The organism is Achromobacter sp. 46006, assembly GCF_059761975.1.
This window is the reverse complement of the sequence record NZ_JCBANN010000055.1, coordinates 18,468-36,886: the sequence shown is the minus strand read 5'-3', so window position 1 is coordinate 36,886 and position 18,419 is coordinate 18,468. Positions and strand designations below refer to the sequence as shown.

At 68.5% G+C, this 18,419-nt stretch carries 17 protein-coding genes; 8 read left to right on the top strand and 9 right to left on the bottom strand.

Annotated features, from left to right (window positions below; translation table 11 throughout):
- Positions 1 to 55: 55 nt before the first annotated feature.
- Positions 56 to 1,015 (bottom strand): tripartite tricarboxylate transporter substrate binding protein BugE, encoded by a 960-nt coding sequence (locus tag AC6LKG_RS21190; RefSeq protein ID WP_498167776.1) that lies wholly within the window; start codon positions 1,013 to 1,015, stop codon positions 56 to 58.
- A 34-nt stretch (positions 1,016 to 1,049) separates the two neighbouring features.
- The gene (locus AC6LKG_RS21185) at positions 1,050 to 2,516 is read right to left on the bottom strand and encodes an N-acyl-D-glutamate deacylase (protein ID WP_498167774.1); all 1,467 of its coding nucleotides are present in this window, start codon (positions 2,514 to 2,516) and stop codon (positions 1,050 to 1,052) included.
- Positions 2,517 to 2,665: 149 nt separating this feature from the next.
- Between AC6LKG_RS21185 and AC6LKG_RS21180 the strand changes: the two genes are divergently transcribed.
- Positions 2,666 to 3,634 (top strand): LysR family transcriptional regulator, encoded by a 969-nt coding sequence (locus tag AC6LKG_RS21180; RefSeq protein WP_498167771.1) that lies wholly within the window; start codon positions 2,666 to 2,668, stop codon positions 3,632 to 3,634.
- A 29-nt stretch (positions 3,635 to 3,663) separates the two neighbouring features.
- Here the strand turns inward: AC6LKG_RS21180 and AC6LKG_RS21175 are convergent, their stop codons facing one another.
- The 3 genes from AC6LKG_RS21175 to AC6LKG_RS21165 are packed head-to-tail and all read right to left on the bottom strand — an operon-like array spanning position 3,664 to position 6,215.
- Positions 3,664 to 4,107 (bottom strand): SRPBCC family protein, encoded by a 444-nt coding sequence (locus AC6LKG_RS21175; RefSeq protein WP_498167770.1) that lies wholly within the window; start codon positions 4,105 to 4,107, stop codon positions 3,664 to 3,666.
- A 54-nt stretch (positions 4,108 to 4,161) separates the two neighbouring features.
- Positions 4,162 to 4,992: a phosphoenolpyruvate hydrolase family protein gene (locus AC6LKG_RS21170; protein WP_498167767.1), complete on the bottom strand. Its 831-nt coding sequence runs from the start codon at positions 4,990 to 4,992 to the stop codon at positions 4,162 to 4,164.
- An 11-nt stretch (positions 4,993 to 5,003) separates the two neighbouring features.
- Positions 5,004 to 6,215 (bottom strand): Tm-1-like ATP-binding domain-containing protein, encoded by a 1,212-nt coding sequence (locus AC6LKG_RS21165; RefSeq protein WP_498167765.1) that lies wholly within the window; start codon positions 6,213 to 6,215, stop codon positions 5,004 to 5,006.
- 151 nt (positions 6,216 to 6,366) lie between these two features.
- Between AC6LKG_RS21165 and AC6LKG_RS21160 the strand changes: the two genes are divergently transcribed.
- From AC6LKG_RS21160 to AC6LKG_RS21145, 4 genes are all read left to right on the top strand, one after another.
- Positions 6,367 to 7,032, top strand: coding sequence for a TetR/AcrR family transcriptional regulator (locus AC6LKG_RS21160; RefSeq protein ID WP_498167783.1), 666 nt, complete (start codon positions 6,367 to 6,369; stop codon positions 7,030 to 7,032).
- 131 nt (positions 7,033 to 7,163) lie between these two features.
- Positions 7,164 to 8,801: an S-layer protein gene (locus AC6LKG_RS21155; protein ID WP_498167762.1), complete on the top strand. Its 1,638-nt coding sequence runs from the start codon at positions 7,164 to 7,166 to the stop codon at positions 8,799 to 8,801.
- A 173-nt stretch (positions 8,802 to 8,974) separates the two neighbouring features.
- Positions 8,975 to 10,165: an NAD(P)/FAD-dependent oxidoreductase gene (locus AC6LKG_RS21150; protein ID WP_498167760.1), complete on the top strand. Its 1,191-nt coding sequence runs from the start codon at positions 8,975 to 8,977 to the stop codon at positions 10,163 to 10,165.
- Entirely contained in the window at positions 10,162 to 10,602 is a 441-nt protein-coding gene (locus AC6LKG_RS21145; RefSeq protein WP_498167757.1) for a helical membrane plugin domain-containing protein, read from the top strand. Before AC6LKG_RS21150 ends, AC6LKG_RS21145 begins: the two co-directional genes overlap by 4 nt.
- Positions 10,603 to 10,715: 113 nt before the next feature.
- On the opposite strand, the gene clpB is transcribed toward AC6LKG_RS21145, so the two are convergent.
- A complete protein-coding gene (gene clpB, locus AC6LKG_RS21140) occupies positions 10,716 to 13,322 on the bottom strand; it encodes an ATP-dependent chaperone ClpB (RefSeq protein ID WP_498167755.1) in 2,607 nt (868 codons plus the stop codon).
- Between the two features lie 174 nt (positions 13,323 to 13,496).
- Here clpB and AC6LKG_RS21135 point away from each other — a divergent pair, with 174 nt between their 5' ends.
- The 3 genes from AC6LKG_RS21135 (at position 13,497) to AC6LKG_RS21125 (ending at position 15,985) form a co-directional block, all read left to right on the top strand.
- Positions 13,497 to 13,967, top strand: coding sequence for a gamma-glutamylcyclotransferase family protein (locus AC6LKG_RS21135; RefSeq protein WP_498167753.1), 471 nt, complete (start codon positions 13,497 to 13,499; stop codon positions 13,965 to 13,967).
- 87 nt (positions 13,968 to 14,054) lie between these two features.
- Complete coding sequence (locus tag AC6LKG_RS21130) at positions 14,055 to 14,783, top strand: helix-turn-helix domain-containing protein (RefSeq protein WP_026384438.1); 729 nt, start codon at positions 14,055 to 14,057, stop codon at positions 14,781 to 14,783.
- 14 nt (positions 14,784 to 14,797) lie between these two features.
- Complete coding sequence (locus AC6LKG_RS21125; RefSeq protein ID WP_498167751.1) at positions 14,798 to 15,985, top strand: hypothetical protein; 1,188 nt, start codon at positions 14,798 to 14,800, stop codon at positions 15,983 to 15,985.
- 13 nt (positions 15,986 to 15,998) lie between these two features.
- On the opposite strand, the gene AC6LKG_RS21120 is transcribed toward AC6LKG_RS21125, so the two are convergent.
- From AC6LKG_RS21120 to AC6LKG_RS21110, 3 genes are all read right to left on the bottom strand, one after another.
- Complete coding sequence (locus AC6LKG_RS21120) at positions 15,999 to 16,334, bottom strand: 2Fe-2S iron-sulfur cluster-binding protein (protein WP_498167749.1); 336 nt, start codon at positions 16,332 to 16,334, stop codon at positions 15,999 to 16,001.
- A gap of 78 nt (positions 16,335 to 16,412) precedes the next feature.
- On the bottom strand, positions 16,413 to 17,000 hold the full coding sequence (locus AC6LKG_RS21115; protein WP_498167746.1) for an NUDIX domain-containing protein: 588 nt from the start codon (positions 16,998 to 17,000) through the stop codon (positions 16,413 to 16,415).
- 122 nt (positions 17,001 to 17,122) lie between these two features.
- Entirely contained in the window at positions 17,123 to 18,376 is a 1,254-nt protein-coding gene (locus tag AC6LKG_RS21110) for an Hsp70 family protein (protein WP_498167744.1), read from the bottom strand.
- Between the last annotated feature and the right edge of the window lie 43 nt (positions 18,377 to 18,419).

The following is an 18,419-nucleotide window of genomic DNA, read 5'->3' as shown; positions in this document are numbered from 1 at the left end:
CTATCGCCCGGCCGCCATGCCCGCGCCGGCCCCGCAGGGCCGGCGCCCGCCGCCCTTACTGCAACTTGATCTGCGCCTGCTCGATGACCGACTTCCAGCGCTCGCGCTCGGCGCGGATCTGCGCGCCGAACTCGGCCGGCGTGTTGCCCAGCGGGAAGGCGCCGGTCTCTTCCATCTTGGCCGCGGTGGCGGGGTCGCGCACCGCCTTGGCAAAGGCCTGCGCCAGCTTGTCGCGCACCTGCGCCGGCATGCCGGCCGGACCCACCACGCCATACCAGGCGGTGACGTCGTAGTCCTTGTAGCCCTGTTCGGCGAAGGTCGGCACCTCCGGCAGGCGCGGATTGCGCGCGTTGCCCGTGATGGCCAGCGCGCGCAGGTGGTTGCTCTTGATATAGGGCAGCGACGACGGGAAGTTGTCGAAAATCACCGGCACCACGCCGCCCACCGTGTCGGTCAGGGCCGGGGCGGAGCCGCGATACGAGATGCTGTTCATCTTGCCGCCGATGATCTGCAGGAACCAGATCATGCCGAGGTCGTTGACGCCGCCCGCGCCCGCGTTGGCGTAGCCATCCTTGCCCGGGTTGGCGCGCACGTGGGTCACGAATTCCGCCAGGGTCCTGGCCGGGTACTGCGGGTTGACGCTGAGGATGTTGGGGCTGGTCACCAGGTTGCTGATGGGCGTGAAATCCTTGACGGGGTCGTAGGCCAGCTTGGGAAAAAGGTGCGGCGCCGTGCCGTGGGTGCTGACGGTGGCCAGGCCCACGGTGTAGCCGTCCGGTTTGGCGCGCGCGGTCGCGGTCATGCCGATGGTGCCGGAGGCCCCGGTGCGGTTCTCCACCACGATCTGCTGCCCCAGGATCTCGCCGGCCTTGGCCGCGGCCAGCCGCCCGACGATGTCGGTGGGACCGCCGGCCGGGAACGGCACGATCAGGGTGATGGGGTGGTCGGGGAATTCGGCGCGGGCTGCCGGCAACACGGCGGCCAGCGCCAGGACGGCACAAGTCTTGCGGATCATGGGAAGTCTCTCCTGTGAGGAAGGGTTCTGCTGGTTATCGGGAAAAACCGGACGCGCCGGCGATCGCGGCATCGCGGCGCAGGATCCTGCCCGGACGCGGCTGTCCGGGCGCCGCCGGGAATACCGGGCAGCCATTGACCAGCACGTGCTCGACGCCGGCCGAGGCCAGTGTCGGCGCCTCCCAGGTGGCGCGGTCGCGCACCGTATCGGCATCGAACACGACCACGTCGGCCCAGGCGCCCACGGCCAGGCGGCCGCGATCGGCCAGGCCGAACACGCGCGCCGGCAGCGCGGTCATCTTGGCCACCGCGGCCTCCAGCGTGAGCAACTCGGCCTCGCGCACATAGCGGCCCAGCACACGCGTGAAACTGCCCCACAGGCGCGGGTGAGGATGGACGTCATTGGGCAGGCCGTCGGAGCCGACCATGCAGCACTCGTGCTGGAAAATGCGGCGCACTTCGTTTTCGTCCATGGCGAAATAGATCGCACCGGCCGGGCACAGGCGGCGCGCCGCCGTGACAGCGTCGCAGCCCCAGCGCGTCGCGATCTCGGCCAGCGACTGGCCGCCGCACTCCGGATGCGGGGTCGACCAGGTGATGCGGATATCGTCGATCTGGTCGGCGCGCTCCGGGATCAAAATGGTGGAACTGCCCGGGTAGGGATAGATGTCCAGCGCCACCTCGACCCCGGCGGCGCGGGCGCGGTCGATGCTGGCCAGGGTGACGGCGCTCTTGCCCCAATTGGCCGGCATCATGCATTTGTGGTGCGACAGCACGGTGGCGCAACCGGTGCGGCGGCCGATGCCCAGCACTTCGTCCACAGCGGCCTCGACCGCGTCGCCTTCATTGCGGATATGGCTGGTATGCAGCGCAGCGCGCGCCGCCGCGACACGCGCCAGGCCGTCCAGTTCGGCCGCCTCGGCGACGCCACCGGGCTGATAGGCCAGGCCCGTGCTGAACCCGACCGCGCCGGCCTCCAGCGCCTCGGCCAGCATGCGCTCCATCGCCTGTTGTTCCTGCTCGCTGGGCTGGGCCGCCGGATCGCGCATCGCGGCCAGGCGCAAGTTGGCGTGGCCCACCAGGGCGGCCACGTTGATCATTGGCCGCTGCGCCTGCAGCGTGTCGAGGTATGTGGCCATGTCCGCGAACAGGGGCGAATCGCCCAGCAACGCCAGCGCGGCGGCGGTATTGCCCGGCAGCGGCGCCGGCGCGCCGCTGATGCCGCAATTGCCGACCACCACCGAGGTGATGCCCTGGCTGGTCTTCCATTCCAGGTCCGGCTTCTCCACGAACATCAGGTCGTCATGGCCATGGGTGTCGATGAAACCGGGGGCGACGATCTTGCCACGGGCGTCGATACGCCGGCCGGCGGGCGCGGCCGACAGGTCGCCCATGGCGGCGATGCGTTCGCCACGGATACCGAGATCGGCGCGGCGGCGCGCGGCGCCCGTCCCGTCGATTACCCAACCGCCTTCTATGACCAGATCCAGATTTTCCTGCATGCAACTTCCGCCTCGATGGGGCCGCGCGCGCACGCCGGCCGCTTGCGGGCCGTCCGCGGACAGCCCGGATGCTTGATGAAGGCCCTAGTATCGTCCGCCCGATCAATCTGGAAAAATTGTTTTTATTGATCCATTTATCGCAATTTGAAATGCATCGCCTGCCCAAGCACGTCACCCTCAAACACCTGACCGCCTTCGTCGCGGTGGCGCAGGAGTCCAGCTTCACGCACGCGGGCAAGCGCCTGTTCCAGACCCAGTCATCAGTGACCAGCCTGGTGCGGCAACTGGAAGACGCGCTGGCCACCCGGCTGTTCGCGCGCACCAGCCGGCGTGTGCTGTTGACGGCGGCGGGCGAGGAGTTCCTGCCGCGCGTGATGCGCCTGCTGGCGGATTTCGATGGCGCGATCGAGGACGTGGTGCGCTTCGGCGCGCTCGAGCGCGGCCGCGTCGGCGTGGCTGCCGCGCCGTCGGCCATCACCCAACTGATCGCGCCGGCGGCGGCGCTGTTCGCCGCGCAATACCCCGCCATCCGCCTGTACCTGAGCGATGACAATTCCGGCCGCATCCAACGCAAGGTGGCCACGCGCGAGGTCGATTTCGGCCTGACCAGCCGCTGGGCCGACGCGCCCGGCCTGCAATTCGACGCGCTGCTGGAAGACCGCTTCGGCGTGCTGTACCGCGACGACGACGCCGGCCTGCTTCCCGGCCGCGACGGCACCATGCGCTGGGCCGATCTGGCCGGCCGCAAACTGGTGGGCGTGGTGGACGAGACCGGCATCATGGCGCTGCTGCGGGCCCGGGCGGACCTGCCGATCGAGGCCGCCGCGCCCTTCTATGAAGCCTCCAGCACCACCTCGCAGGCGGCGCTGGTGAAGGCCGGCATGGGGGTGGCGCTGCTGCCCGCCCTGGCGGCGCAACGCGTGCTGGAGCCGGGTCTGGCCTACGCGCTGCTGGCGCGGCCTACGGTGGTGCGCACACTGTGCATCATCCGCCACAAGGAATATGCGCTGAGCCCGGCCGCCGAAGCGCTGACCCGGGCCATCCGCGGCTACCTGCGCGGCGCGGCGCTGCCGGCTGGCTGCAAGCTGGCGGCGGGCGCAGCGCGCAGGCGGGTCTGAGACGGCGGCGCCAGCAAGGCGCGCAGGCCTCAGGCGCGCAGTTTCTCGTCCAGCGCGGCCAGCCCGGCGGCGAACACCCCTTGGCCCACGGAGGCGGCCACCGCCTGCAGATCGGCGTCCGCCTCGACCCGGAAGTCGGCCCACCATTCCACCAGCGTGGCGCCGCTCTCGGTGATGGCGCGCAGCGCTACGCCGGCCACGTAGTCGCGCATGGGCAAGTCGGTCTCGATGATGGAGTAGCGCAGCGCCGTGCCGGGGTCGTCCAGCATCAGCAACTGCTCGCGCACGAAGCCCGAAGGCTTGAGCGTCAGGTACCGCACCGAGCCGACCGCATCGTGGCGGCCGCCTTCCTCCAGGCGGCTTTGCGCAATGCCGGGATGCCATCCCGCCAGGCCGTTGAAATCACGAAACAGCGGCCAGACCTTGGCCAGCGGCGCCTGGACGATGGCGCTGGTGTAGACGGTATGCGGCATGCGGACTCCTGCGGGCGCGCGGCGCCCCGGTGGATACGGCGGGAAGGAAAAGCGTCAGAAAGTCAGTTGCTTGAACTCGCGCGTGGTGGCGGTCAGCGCCAGTTCGGTGGGCAGGCGCTCCATCGAGCTGGCGCCATAGAAACCATGGCAATGGCGGCAGTGGCGCAGGATGTGGGCAGCGTCAGCCGGCGTGGCGATGGGGCCGCCATGGCACAGCACGATCACGTCCGGGCGCACGGCCAGCGCTGCCGCCGCGATGCGGTCGATGGCGGCGACGCAATCATCCAGCGTCAGGGCGGTTTCGGCGCCGATGGCGCCACCGGTGGTCAGGCCCATGTGGGCCACGATGATGTCGGCGCCGGCCCGCGTCATGGCCACGGCGTCGTCCTCGTCGAAGACGTAGGGCGTGGTCAGCATGCCTTTTTCATGGGCCAGGCGGATCATGTCCACCTCCAGCGCGTAGCCCATGCCGGTCTCTTCCAGGTTGGCGCGGAAGGTGCCGTCGATCAGGCCCACGGTGGGGAAGTTCTGCACGCCGGCGAAACCCTGGCGCTTCAGGTCGTCCAGGAACACGTCAAAGTCGCAGAACGGATCGGTGCCGTTGACGCCGGCCAGCACCGGCGTGTGCTTGACCACGGGCAGCACCTCGCGGCCCATGTCGACCACGATTTCGTTGGCGTTGCCGTACGCCAGCAGGCCGGCCAAAGAGCCGCGTCCAGCCATGCGGTAGCGGCCCGAGTTGTAGATCACGATCAGGTCGATGCCGCCCGCTTCCTCGCACTTGGCCGACAGTCCGGTGCCGGCGCCACCGCCCACGATGGGCGTGCGGTCGCGCACCATGGCGCGGAACTTGTCCAGGAGTTGGTTGCGGTCGAAGCGCGGCATGGCGGCAATCCTCAGTGTGTGGCGATGTCGAGAAACTGTTCGACCGCGGTGCGGGCGAACAGCGGGTCGTTGATGTGGCACGGCACGCGCACCAGGCGGCGATCGGCGGTCTGCACCAGCCGCGATTCCAGCGCATCGAACAGCGCGGCGTCGGCCTGCGGGTCCCAGAAAGCCTGGCCGGGCGCGTCCAGCGCCGACACGCCGCCTTCGGGGATCAGGAAACGCACCGGGCCCTCGCAGCGATTGAGCCTGTCGGCGATCCACTCGCCTTGGCGGCGGTTCTCGTCCACGGTGGTGCGCATCAGCGTCACCTGCGGGTTGTGGGGGTAGAAGGTGCGGCCGCGGTAGCGTTCCGGCACCGAGTCCATGGCGCCGAAATTGACCATGTCGAGCGCGCCGCAGGAACCCACATACGGAGCGCGGGTGCGGGCCACGGCGCCGAAGCGATCCTCGGTGCAGGCCAGCACGCCGCCGAACAGGAAGTCGCAGACCTCGGTGGTGGTCAAGTCCAGCACGCCGGACAACAGATGGCTGTCGAGCAGTTTTTCCATCGACTGGCCGCCAGTGCCGGTGGCGTGGAACACCAGGCAGTCGTAGCGCGATTCGAGCAGCGGCGTCACCTGCTGCACGCAGGCGGTGGTGACGCCGAACATGGTGATGCCGACGGCGGGCTGGCTGTCGTCGCCGCTGGCGTCGGCGGCCTGGCGGAAGGCGCCGCCGATGGCGCCGGCGGCGTTGGCCAGCACCCGGCGCGAGATGCGGTTCAGGCCGGCCACGTCGGTCACGGAATACATCATGGCGATGTCCGACGGCCCGACGTAGGGCGCGACGTTGCCGGACGCCATGGTCGAGACCATCAACTTGGGCACGCCGATGGGCAGCGCGCGCATGGCCGGGGTGATCAACGCGGTGCCGCCGGAGCCGCCCAGGCCCAGCAAGGCGCCGATATCGGGGTTGGCGGCCGCGTAGCGTTCGAACGCCAGCGCCATGGCCGCGATGGCGGTGCCACGGTCGCCCGTGAACACGGCCTGCTCGCCCTGCGGGTGGCTGCGCGCCACCTCCCGCGCCTGCACTTGCGCCGCGCTGGCTGCGCCGGTGGTGGACACGTCCACCGAAACAACGTCCAGGCCATCTCGCTTGAGCAGATCGACCACATACTCGGCCTCGTGGCCCTTGGTGTCGTAGGTGGCGGCCACGAAAACCCGCCGATTCGAATGCGTCATGACTCCTCCGCGGGCGGCTACACTCGGTGCGCGCCTCGATATATGTCCGGGGCGCGTGGCCCTGTAGAATCAAGAAATGAGACGAAAGAATCATACTGAGACGCCTGTCTCACGTCAAACCACCGGAACGCCGCGCAAACCGGCCGCGCGCCTGATCGCGCCCGCCAGCCGCCAGGCCGCCGCCAGCGGCGAGCCGCCGCATGGGCCGCGCGCGCGCATGCGCAAGATCCTGCTGGATACCGCGCAGCGGCTGATGGCGCAGGGCATCACGCCCTCGGTGGCCGAACTGGCCGGGCATGCCCAGGTGTCGCGCGCCACCGCCTACCGCTACTTCCCCAGCCAGAGCGCGCTGATCGCCGCCGTTGTCGACGAAAGCCTGGGCCCGATCCTGGCCTGGGACTCGGCCGCGCCGGACGCCGCCAGCCGCATCGACGAGCTGCTGCGCTTCGCCTATCCGCGCCTGGAGGCTCAGGAGGCGCCGCTGCGCGCTGCAATACAGGTGTCGCTGCAGCAGCATGCCGAAGCCAGCGCCGGCCGCGCCGGCAACGAACCGCGGCTGGTGCGCGGCCACCGCGTCGACATTCTCAAACGCGCCATCGCGCCGCTGGCCGGCGCCCTCGCGCCGGCGCAACAGGAGCGCGTGGCACAGGCGCTGTCGCTGGTCTACGGCACCGAAGTATTCCTGGTGCTCAAGGACATCTGGGGCCTGGAGCTGCCGGCAATCACCGACGTGGCGCGCTGGACCGCCCAGGCCATCATCCGCCAGGCGCTGGCCGAGGCCGCCGAGACGCCGGTTCCGGCTCGCGGCAAGCGCTAAGCCCCGCGCTGCGGCCGTTGCGGCGCATGCCCGCCTGCCGTGGACTGTCATTCGCGCGTCACTCGCGCCACGCATAGTGCGGGCCTTCGCGGCGCCGCGCGTTGCGGGCCGCCATGACGCTGGAGTTTGGAATGCAGTTCGAAGCAACCCGCCTGCGGCGGGCCATGATGCCCTTGTCGCTGGCTTGCGTAACCCTGTTGAGCGCCTGCGGCGGCAGCGACGACGATGACGAATCAGGCGCGCCGCCCGCCGTGACCGAACCGGCGCCTGCCGTGCGGACGGGCGCCTGGAGCACCGGCGACCTGCACGTGCACACGATCCAGTCCGATGACGCCCAGACCACGCTGGAAAGCGTGCTGGACCAGGCCTTCGACCGCTACAAGCTGGACTGGGCCGCGCTTTCGAACCACCTGCGCATGTCGGCGCGAGACAACACCGGCGCCAACATCCCCGGCGGCTCGATTCCGTTCTCGACCGGCATGGCGCGCTATGAAGTGCCGTTCATCAAGCAGGCCCAGGCCGCCGGGCGCTATGCCGGCAAGATCATCTTCTCGTCGTTCGAGTGGGACATGCCCACGCACGACCACGTCAATATCGGCATCGGCACCAACGACCCGATGTCCGAGCAGTCGTTGCGCGCCGTGGCGGAATTCGAATACCTGTACACCAACAAGGCCGACAACCTGTTCGATGCGCAGTTGGTGGCGGACCTGGCCGGCCAGCCGCGCGCCTTTACCACCCACGCCGATTCGCTGACGGCATTGCTGTGGCTGCGCGACAAGCATCCCGACAGCTACATGCTGCTGAATCACCCGTCGCGCTACGCTGGCAAGTACACCGTCGGCCAGTTGCGCGAGATGCATGACCTGGCGCCGTCGATCTTCTTCGCCATCGAAGGCATGGTCGGCAACCAGATGGAACCCGATCGCGGCGGCTACGCCGAGGCCTACACCGCTGACAAGCTGCCCAACCGCACCTATGGCGGCGTCGACTACCTGGTGGCCAAGCTCGGCGGCACCTGGGACGCCCTGCTGGGCGAAGGCCGCCACATCTGGACCGTGGCCGATTCGGACTTCCACTTCCGCATCAACGCCACCGGCCAGTACAGCAGCGGCTATGCGCCGGGCGAATACGCCAAGACCTACGTCTGGAAGGACGGCAAGGATATGGCGGCGGTGGTCGCGGGCCTCAAGAGCGGCCGTATGTTCGGCGTTTTCGGCGACCTGATCGATGCGCTCGAATTCCAGGCGCAGGGCGCCTCGGGCACCGCGCACATGGGCGGCGAGCTGGTGGCGGCCAAGGGCGAGCAGGTGGAAGTGACCATCCGCTTTCGCAGTCCCGACAGCAACCACTACGAATATCCGATCGAAAGCGGCAACCCGACCTACGTCAAGCCAACCGTGCACCACGTCGACCTGATCGTGGGCGATGTCGGCCCGCGCGCCGCTGCCGGCACGCCGGACTACGACAACGCCACCAATCCCAGCACCCGCGTGCTGGGCCGCTACACCAGCAAGGACTGGACCGTGGACAAGGACGGCTACAACGTCATCAAGGTCAAGCTGACCGCCGACAAGAGCCAGTACCTGCGCCTGCGCGGCACCAACCTGGCGCCGGACGTGGCGGGCGAAACCGCCAACGGCGAACCGTTGCCGGACGCCAAGGTCGACCTGGCCGACAACGCGGCCCGCTTCAACGCCATCAACGCGCGCAATTACAACGACCTGTGGTTCTATTCGAACCCGGTGTTCGTGACGGTCAAGCAATAAGGCGTCCCGCCCCGGCGCGGCGCGGGACGTCGCGCCAGGGCGGTCACGTAACGCGTCCGGCAAGGATTCTCTTTTATAAGTCACAGTTATTTTGTTGACCGCCCACCCCTCAATTGCTACATATGAGGACGCAACTGCACTTGGTTCCTGATTATTCTCATCGGAGGATTTTTATGAGCAAGCGAATTGTTGTCGTGGGTGGCGGGGTCGGCGGCACCATGCTGGCCAACCAACTGGTCCACAAGCTGTACCCCGAAGTGTCGGCAGGCAAGGTCAGCATCATGCTGCTGTCCGATTCGCCGGATCATTACTACAAGCCGGCCTTCATGTATGTGGCGTTCAACCTGTTTTTCCAGGAAGAACTCAAGCGTCCCGAACGGTCCCTGCTGCGGCCCGAGATCGATTTCCGTGTCGACAAGGTGACGCGCTTCGATTTCGATGCCCAGCAACTGCACACCCGCGGCGGCAAGCGCCACGGCTACGACTATCTCGTCATCGCCACGGGCTGCGTGCCCGCGCCTGAGCGCATCGAGGGACTGCGCGAAGCGGGCGACCATTTCTACCAGTACGAGCCGGCGCGGCAGCTCGCCAGCCGCCTGTCCACCATCGAACGCGGCCGCGTCTTCGTCAGCGTCACCTTTCCCAAGACGCCGAATGTGCCGCACCAGTGCGGCATCGCGCCGATCGAGACCACGCTGATGCTGGACGACTACTTGCGCCGACGCGGCGTGCGCGACCGGGTGGAGATCGTCTACACCTACCCCACCACCTCGCAACTGCTGCGCAACTGCCTGTTCCTGCAAAAGCCCACCTGCGAAGTGCTGCCGGCCATCTTCGAACAGCGCGGCATCCAGTTCCAACGCGGCTTCACGCTGGCGAAGGTGGACCCCGACCGACGCATCGCCTATTCGGAGGAAGGCGTCGAGCAACCCTTCGACATCCTCATGGCCACGCCGCCGATCCGCGCGGTCGACGCGGTGCTGGAATCGGGCGCCTCGCAGGCGCCCGACAACGAGGGCTGGCTGCCGACCGATCACGAGACCATGCAGGTCTATGGCCTGCGCAACGTGTACGTGATCGGCGACACGGTGGACCTGCCGGTCAGCAAGGCCGGCGGCTCGTGCCATAACCAGGCGCCCGTCATCGCCAACAACATCGCGGGCGAGATCCGCCTGGGCCATCCCTGCAGCGCCTACGACGGCCGCGTCCAGGCCGTGGCGCAGATGGGCCTGAACGCGGGCATGCCGCTCTGGTACGACTACACCCACGACGTGCGGCCGACGCCGCCGACCAAGCTGGGCGGATTGCTGCGGCATGGTTTCAACCGGGGCCTGTACTGGTCCGTCGCCAGGGGAATGCTATGAACGCTCCGCACGACAACAGCCTGCCGGCAGCCGGGCAAAGCGCCGCCGTGTTCGACACGCCGCCCGCGGCCGGCGGCAACGATGCGCTGGCACAACTGGCGGACAAGCTGCAACCGCTGGCCGATAGCGGACGGCTGGACAATATCGTCGACCTGCTGGCGCTGGCGTCCGACCTGGTCGACCTGCTCGATGCGCCGATGGTGGAAAAACTGGGCGCGCTGTCGGAGCAGGCCACGGGCGCCGCCTGGACCCTGTCCAACGCCTGGCGCGCGGCCCAGGCGCAAGGGTTGCAAGAGGCGCGCCCCCCGGGCCTGGGCGGACTGTTCCAGCTCTCGCGCGACGAGGACACGCGGCGCGGGCTGGCGCTGGTGCTGCGGACGCTGCAAGGCTTGGGCCGTCAGGTGGGCGATCAACGGCGGGACTACGCCCCTTCCTGATGCCGCTGGCGGGGCCGCCCGCGCGGCCCCCCCGCTGTCCAAAACAAAGCCCCGCAAGCGCTTGCCTGCGGGGCTTTGGGGGTGCGCGCCCGGGATGGGCGACGCGACCGGGCTTACTGCAACGTGCGCGTGAACACGAACTTGCCGTCGCGCCAATCCACCGGCACCACGTCGCGCGGACCGAACTGGCCTTCCAGGATCAGCCGGGCGACCGGGTTCTCGATCTGCTGCTGGATGGTGCGCTTGAGCGGACGCGCGCCAAACACCGGATCGAAACCGTCGCGGGCCAGTTCGGCCAGCGCGGGCTCGGTCACTTCCAGCCGCATCTCCTGCTTTTCCAGGCGCTCGGCCAGGCGGCGCAGCTGGATGCGGGCGATGGACTCGATGTGCTGCGCTTCCAGTGCGTGGAACACCACCACTTCGTCGATGCGATTCAGGAACTCGGGCCGCAGCGTCTGCTTGAGCTCGCCCCAGACCACTTCCTTGACCACGTCGTACGGCTGGCCGGCCAGCGTCTGGATGTGCTGCGAACCCAGGTTCGACGTCATCACGATGACGGTGTTGCGGAAGTCCACCGTGCGGCCCTGGCCGTCGGTCAGGCGGCCATCGTCCAGCACCTGCAGCAGCACGTTGAAGACGTCCGGGTGGGCCTTCTCGACTTCATCGAGCAGCACCACGCTGTACGGCTTGCGGCGCACGGCCTCGGTCAGGTAGCCGCCCTCTTCGTAGCCCACGTATCCGGGCGGCGCGCCGATCAGCCGCGCCACCGAGTGCTTCTCCATGAACTCGCTCATGTCGATGCGGATCATGTGCTCTTCGGAGTCGAACAGGAACTCGGCCAGCGCGCGCGTCAGCTCGGTCTTGCCCACGCCGGTGGGGCCCAGGAACAGGAACGAACCGTACGGGCGCGAGGGATCCGCCAGGCCCGCGCGCGAACGGCGGATGGCATCGGACACCAGGCGCACGGCCTCGTCCTGGCCGACCACGCGCTTGTGCAGGTATTCCTCCATGTGCAGCAGCTTTTCGCGCTCGCCCTGCATCATCTTGGACACCGGGATGCCGGTGGCGCGCGACACGACCTCGGCGATTTCCTCGGCGCCGACACGGGTGCGCAACAGGCGCGGACGGCCTTCGCCGCCCTCGGCCTCCTCGGCCGCCTCGGCGGCGCCCACTTCGGCGGCCTTCAGGCGCGCTTCCAGGTCGGGCAGCTTGCCGTACTGCAGCTCGGCCAGCTTATCGAACTGGCCCTTGCGTTGCAGCTCCGCCATTTCGGCGCGCACGCTGTCGATCTCTTCCTTGATGGCCTGGGTGCCCTGCACCGCGGCCTTCTCGGCCTTCCAGATTTCCTCGAAGTCGTTGTATTCGCGCTGCAGCTTTTCGAGCTCGTCCTCGATCACGCCCAGGCGGCGCTTGGAGGCGTCGTCGGTTTCCTTCTTGACGGCCTCGCGCTCGATCTTGAGCTGGATGATGCGGCGGTCGAGCTTGTCCATCACTTCCGGCTTGGAATCGATTTCCATGCGGATGCGGGCGCCGGCCTCGTCGATCAGGTCGATGGCCTTGTCGGGCAGGAAGCGGTCGGTGATGTAGCGGTGCGAGAGTTCGGCCGCGGCCACGATGGCCGGGTCGGTGATCTCGACGCCGTGGTGGATCTCATAGCGCTCCTGCAACCCGCGCAGGATGGCGATGGTGGACTCGACATCGGGCTCGTCGACCAGCACCTTCTGGAAGCGGCGTTCGAGCGCGGCGTCCTTTTCGATGTACTTGCGGTATTCGTCCAGCGTGGTGGCGCCGATGCAGTGCAGCTCGCCGCGCGCCAGCGCCGGCTTGAGCATGTTGCCGGCGTCCATCGCGCCCTCGGCCTTGCCGGCGCCGACCATGGTGTGCAGCTCGTCGATGAAGACGATGTTGCTGCCGTCGTCCTGCGACAGTTCCTTGAGCACGGCCTTCAGGCGCTCTTCGAATTCGCCGCGGAACTTGGCGCCGGCCAGCAGCGCGGCCAGGTCGAGCGACAGCACGCGCTTGCCGCGCAGGGTCTCGGGCACTTCGTCGTTGACGATGCGCTGCGCCAGGCCTTCGACGATGGCGGTCTTGCCCACGCCGGGTTCGCCGATCAGGACCGGGTTGTTCTTGGTGCGGCGCTGCAGAATCTGGATGGTGCGGCGGATCTCGTCGTCGCGGCCGATGACCGGGTCGAGCTTGCCCTGGCGGGCGCGCTCGGTCAGGTCGAGGGTGTACTTGGACAGCGCTTCGCGGTTGGACTCGCCTTCGGCGCCGGAGACGTTCTCGCCGCCGCGCACGGCGTCGATGGCGGCCTCCAGGGCCTTTTTCTGCAGGCCCGCTTCGCGCAGGATGCGGCCGGCCTCGCCCTTGTCGTCGGCCAGGGCCAGCAGGAACAATTCGCTGGCGATGTAGGTGTCGCCGCGGCGCGCGGCTTCCTTGTCGGTGCGGGTCAGCACGCCCTGCAGGTCGCGGCCGACCTGGACGTTGTCATCGCCCTGCACCTGGGGCAGCGCCTTGAGCGCGGCGTCCAGGGCCGGCTGCAGCCGGTTGACGGCCACGCCGGCGCGCGCCAGCAGGCTGGCGGCGCCGCTGTCGGCGTCGGACAGCAGCGCAGCCAGCACGTGCACGGGCTCGATGTAGGGGTGATCGTTGCGGGCGGCCAGACTCTGAGCGTCGGCCAGGGCTTGCTGGAACTTGGTGGTCAGTTTGTCGAATCGCATAATGGTCGTTGGTGGCTTGTTGGTGAGCCTGACCGATACGCGCCGGCGGGCTCGATGACCTGAATATGCGGCCGGATACGGGAATTTCAATACCCCGCCGGCCTCATGGTTTAGGGTGTATCGTCAAGGCGGGTTGCCCTCGACCGTGATCCGCATGCAGCAACAATCTGAACCATGAGCATATACGTTTTTGTCTATGGCACGCTACGCGCGGGCGAAATCAATGACCTGGCGCAAGCCGCGCGCCGGCGGGGCCTGCCACCGCCGCGGCACGTCGGCGCCGCCACCGTGCCCGGCGCCCTGGTGGATTTCGGCGACTGGCCCGGACTGATCCCGGCGCGGGACGGCCGCCGGGTGCTGGGCGACATCTACGAGGTGACGCCAGCCCTGCTCGGCCTGATGGACGAGATCGAGGAATACGAGCCCGGCCGGCCCGGTTGTTTCGTGCGGCAAGCGGTGCTGGCCAGCCCCTTGCCACCGGCCGACGCGGCCCCGCTGGCCTGCCAGTACTACCCCATCGATCCGGCCTGGCGCGGGACGGCGCCGGAGGTCGACGGCGACGACTGGATCGCCTACCGGCAGGCCCGCCGCGCCCGGCCTGCCCTGCAAGATATTGCTGCAAAAAGCCCCGTAAGACACCCGTAGTAACAACGGACTACAATAGGTTCCTGTCTTCACGCTTCAAGCCCGCCCAGGCCAGCCTACCGGCCAGGGCACTGAAAAGGTCATCGTATGCAAAAACGGGTTCCCGTTGCCCCTGATGCCGCCCACTGTTCCACATGCATGCTGGGCCACGTGTGCGTCCCCGTCGGGATGGCAGCCGCCGAGGTCGAAAAGCTGGACGAATTGGTGAAAGAGCGTGTGCGCCTTGAAAAAGGCAAGACGCTGTATTCGCTGGATCACCCCCTGGATGCCGTCTACGGCGTACGCTTCGGCAGCCTGAAGACACAGCTCGAGGACGCCACCGGCCAGATCCAGATCACCGGTTTCCACCTGCCCGGCGAGATCGTCGGCATGGACGGCATGCTCGATGGCAAGCACGTCTCGGCCGCCGTGGCGCTGGAAGACTCCGAAGTGTGCGTGATCCGCCTGAACGAAGTCGACCGGGTGGCCGCCCACCTGCCCTCGCTGCAACAACAGTTCCGCCGCCTGATGAGCCGCGAGATCACGCGTTCGCACCAGATGCTGGCGTCGCTGGGCTCGATGCGGTCCGAGCAGCGGCTGGCCGCGTTCCTGCTGAACCTGTCGCAACGCTATGCCTCGCTGGGCTACTCGTCCACCGAGTTCGTGCTGCGCATGAGCCGCGAGGAAATCGGCAACTTCCTGGGCCTGACGCTGGAGACGGTCAGCCGGCTGTTCTCGCGCTTCGCGCGCGACGGCCTGATCCGCATCAACCAGCGCGAGGTGCGCATCCTGGACCAGCCCGCACTCAAGCAACTGCTGGGCCACGAGGGCTGCTGACGCCCGCCCGCGCCATGCGCCTTGCGCCTGCCGCACCGCCGCATCCGTCGCCGCGCCCGTCGCGTACGCGGCGGGTCCTGGGCGTGGCGGCGCTGGCCGCGCTGCTGCCCTTGGCAGCGCCCGCGCAGACGCCGCTACCCGACCCCTACGATTACGACAAACCCCTGCCCGTGCCCAAGCGGGTGGCGGTGCCACCCTGGCAGACGCTCGAACTGGGCAGGCCCGGCCATCGCTACAAGATACCGGTCTATGCTAACCGGAACCTGGCGCGCGGCGACCTGCGCGATATCAAGCAAATCGTGATCGTGTTCCATGGCGTCAAGCGCAATGCCGACGCCTATTACGAAACCGCTGCCACGGTGCTGGCCGCCAATCCGGCCCGCGCCAATGACACGCTGATCCTGGCGCCGCGCTTCGTCGGCGTGATCGACTCGGGCTTTGCCGGCATGGCCGCCTGGCGCAAGGCCAGTTGGGAGGACGGCGAGGACAGCGTGCAGGCTAGCGGCCGCCCCGCCCCGGTCAGCGCGTTCCAGGTGATCGACGACCTGCTGCGCAGCCTGGATGACCGCAAGCGCCTGCCTATCCTGGCCGGCATCGTGCTGGCCGGCCATTCCGGCGGCGGCCAGTTGGTACAGCGATATGCGGTGCTGAACGCGATCGACGGGCCGCTGCGGCGCGACGGCATCGCCGTGCGCTACGTGGTGGCCAATCCCTCGTCATACCTCTACCTGACCCGGGAACGGCCCCGGCCCGACGGCAAGGGCTACGCCCCCTATGAACGCGGTATCTGCCCGACCTACAACCAGTACAAATACGGGACGGACAAGCTGCCCGCGTATGCCCAGGAAACCGACGATACGCGCCTGTTCATCCGTTACGCGGCGCGCGACGTGACCTATCTGCTTGGCGGGGCCGACAACAATCCCGAGCATCGGCTGCTCGACAAGACCTGCGGCGCCGAGGCCCAGGGGGCCACGCGGCTGGCGCGCGGCACCGCCTATCTGCAGTATGAGCGCATCGTTGCCGCGCGCGGCAACCGGCCGGTGGCGCTGCATCGTGCCGGTTTCGAAGTCGCTGGCATCGGCCACGACAGCAAAGGCATGTTCGGCTCGGTATGCGGCGCGCGCGCCCTGCTGGGCGAGCAAGCCCAGGCTCCGGCCGGCGCGGCCGCCTGCGAGGTGATCGCGCCGGCCCGCAAGTAGCCCGACGCGCCGGTCAGCGGCGCGCCCCCGTCAGCGGGCGCTCTGGCGCTGGCGGCGCGGGTTCGATAGGGGCCGCCTGCGGCGATTGGATCTCCAGCGCCGAACGGGCCTGGGCCACGCAGGGCAGGATCCAGCCCTCTTCCTTTTCATCGCGCGACAGCCCGGGCCATTCGATGCGGTAGGCCACCTCGCCTGCCAGCAACAGGCACATGCAGGCGCGGCAGGTGCCGTTGCGGCATGAGCTGGGCAACTTGATGCCCGCAGCCTGGGCGGCCGCCAGCAGCGACGCGTCGGCATCGGCCTCCAAGCGCAGGCCGGCGGGTTGCACCAGGACGGGAAAAACAGGCATGGCGGGTGGCCTCAATCGGGTTTGGCGCGGCGCCGGCCATCTCGATACCAAGGCGGCCGCGCCCTGCCGCAGGGACCGTCAGGCGGAATGATCCTGCCAGTCGAGCGGCCAGGCGCCGGACAGCACATTCTGCAGCCAGAGCGTGCAGGTCAGGGTCTTGGCATCGGTGACCTCGCCCTTGGCGCAGGCCGCGTACAGATCCTCCGGAAGGGCGCTGAAGACGTCGAGGAATTCATCCTGGTCCAGTTGCCGCGGGCCGGCGCGCAGGCCGCGCGCGAAATAGACGTGGATGATCTCGGTGGAATAGGCGATGGCCAGATGCAGGGCGCCGGCGCGGGCCCACTGCGTGGCGGTGTAGCCGGTTTCCTCCAGCAGCTCGCGCTTGCCGCAGGCCAGCGGATCTTCGCCCGGATCGAGCTTGCCTGCCGGGAATTCCGTCATGACGCGGCCGATCGGATAGCGATACTGGCGTTCGAGCAGCACGCGGCCGTCGTCGAGCAGCGGGATCACCACCACCGCGCCCGGGTGCACCACGTATTCGCGCGTGGAGGTATTGCCGTTGGGCAGGCGCACGGTGTCGTTGCGGATCTTGAGAAAACGGCCGTCGTAGGCGGACTCGCTGGAGACGCGTTCTTCGAACAGGTGGGAATCAGGTTGGTCGGTCATGGCGGGCGTGATGAGGTCAGGCGCCCCTAGCGGGGACGGCGCGAAGAGCTTGCAGCTTACCATCGCGTCCGCGGCCCCAGCGTCGCGCGGCCTGACCCAAGCGCCCGCGCCTGGCGTGCGCGTCAGTCGAACTTGCGGCGGGCGTCCAGCGCCAGGCCGGCGCCGATACTGCCGAACAGGTCGCCTTCGACGCTGCGCGCCTGCGGCGCCAGCGCCGAGACGCACTCGCGCAGGCGCGGCACCCGGCTGGACCCGCCGGTGAAGAACACCGTGTCGACATCGGCGGGCGCAACGCCCGCGTCGCGCAGCAGGGTGCCGACGGTCTGCTCGATCTTCTCGATCAGCCGCGCCACGCTGGCGTCGAACGACGGCCTGCTCACGTCCACGCCCAGTTCGGGCGCGATGCGCGACAGGTCGATGCGCGCCTGCGGCGCCTCGGACAGCGCAATCTTGGCCTCTTCCACCTGCACCGCCACCCAGTGGCCGGCGCGCTGCTTGACCAGGTTCAGCAGCAGGTCGATCTTGCCGCGGTCGCCAGCTTCGGCGCGGATGTAGGCGAAGTGTTCGGCCGCCTTGCGGGTATAGGCTTGGTTGATGGTGTGCCAGCAGGCCAGGTTGCCGTATTGCGTGGACGGCACGTCCTTGCCGCTGCGCAACTGGCTGCCCAGGCCCAGCAGCGGCATGACGTGCGCCAGGCTGAGCTGCTTGTCGAAGTCCACGCCGCCGATGTGCACGCCGCCGTAGGCCAGGATGTCGTCGCGGCGATCCGGCTTGGCGGCGCGGCCCGGCCCCAGGCGGATCAGCGAGAAGTCCGAGGTGCCGCCGCCGATGTCGATGACCAGCACCAGTTCCTCGCGGTCGATCTGCGACTCGTAGTCGAAGGCCGCCGCCAGCGGCTCGAACTGGAATTCGATATCGGTGAAGCCGACGCTGCGCGCGATCTCGCCCAGGGTGTCCTGGGCGGTCTGGTCGGCGGCGGGGTTGTCGTCGACGAAGAACACCGGCCGGCCCAGCACGGCGCGGGTGAAGTCGCGGCCGGCGGCGGTTTCGGCGCGGCGCTTGAGCTCGGCGATGAAGCGCGTCAGCAGCACGCGGAACGGGATCGAGCGGCCCTGCACTTCCGTCGAGCCATCGATCAGCGAGCTGCCCAGCAGGCTTTTCATCGAGCGCATCAGGCGCCCGTCGTAGCCCGCCAGGTAGTCGGAGATGGCCGCCCGGCCGTAGCTGACCTCGGCGTCTTCATCGTGAAAGAAGATGGCCGAGGGCAAGGTGGTCTTGCCGTCCTCAAGAGCCAGGAGCGCGCGCTGGTCGGGGCGGCTCCAGCCGACGGTGGAGTTGGACGTGCCGAAGTCGACGCCGCATGCGGTGGAAATCATGGAAATTCGGGGGCTGAAAGCAAAACGGCGCACAAGTGTAGCC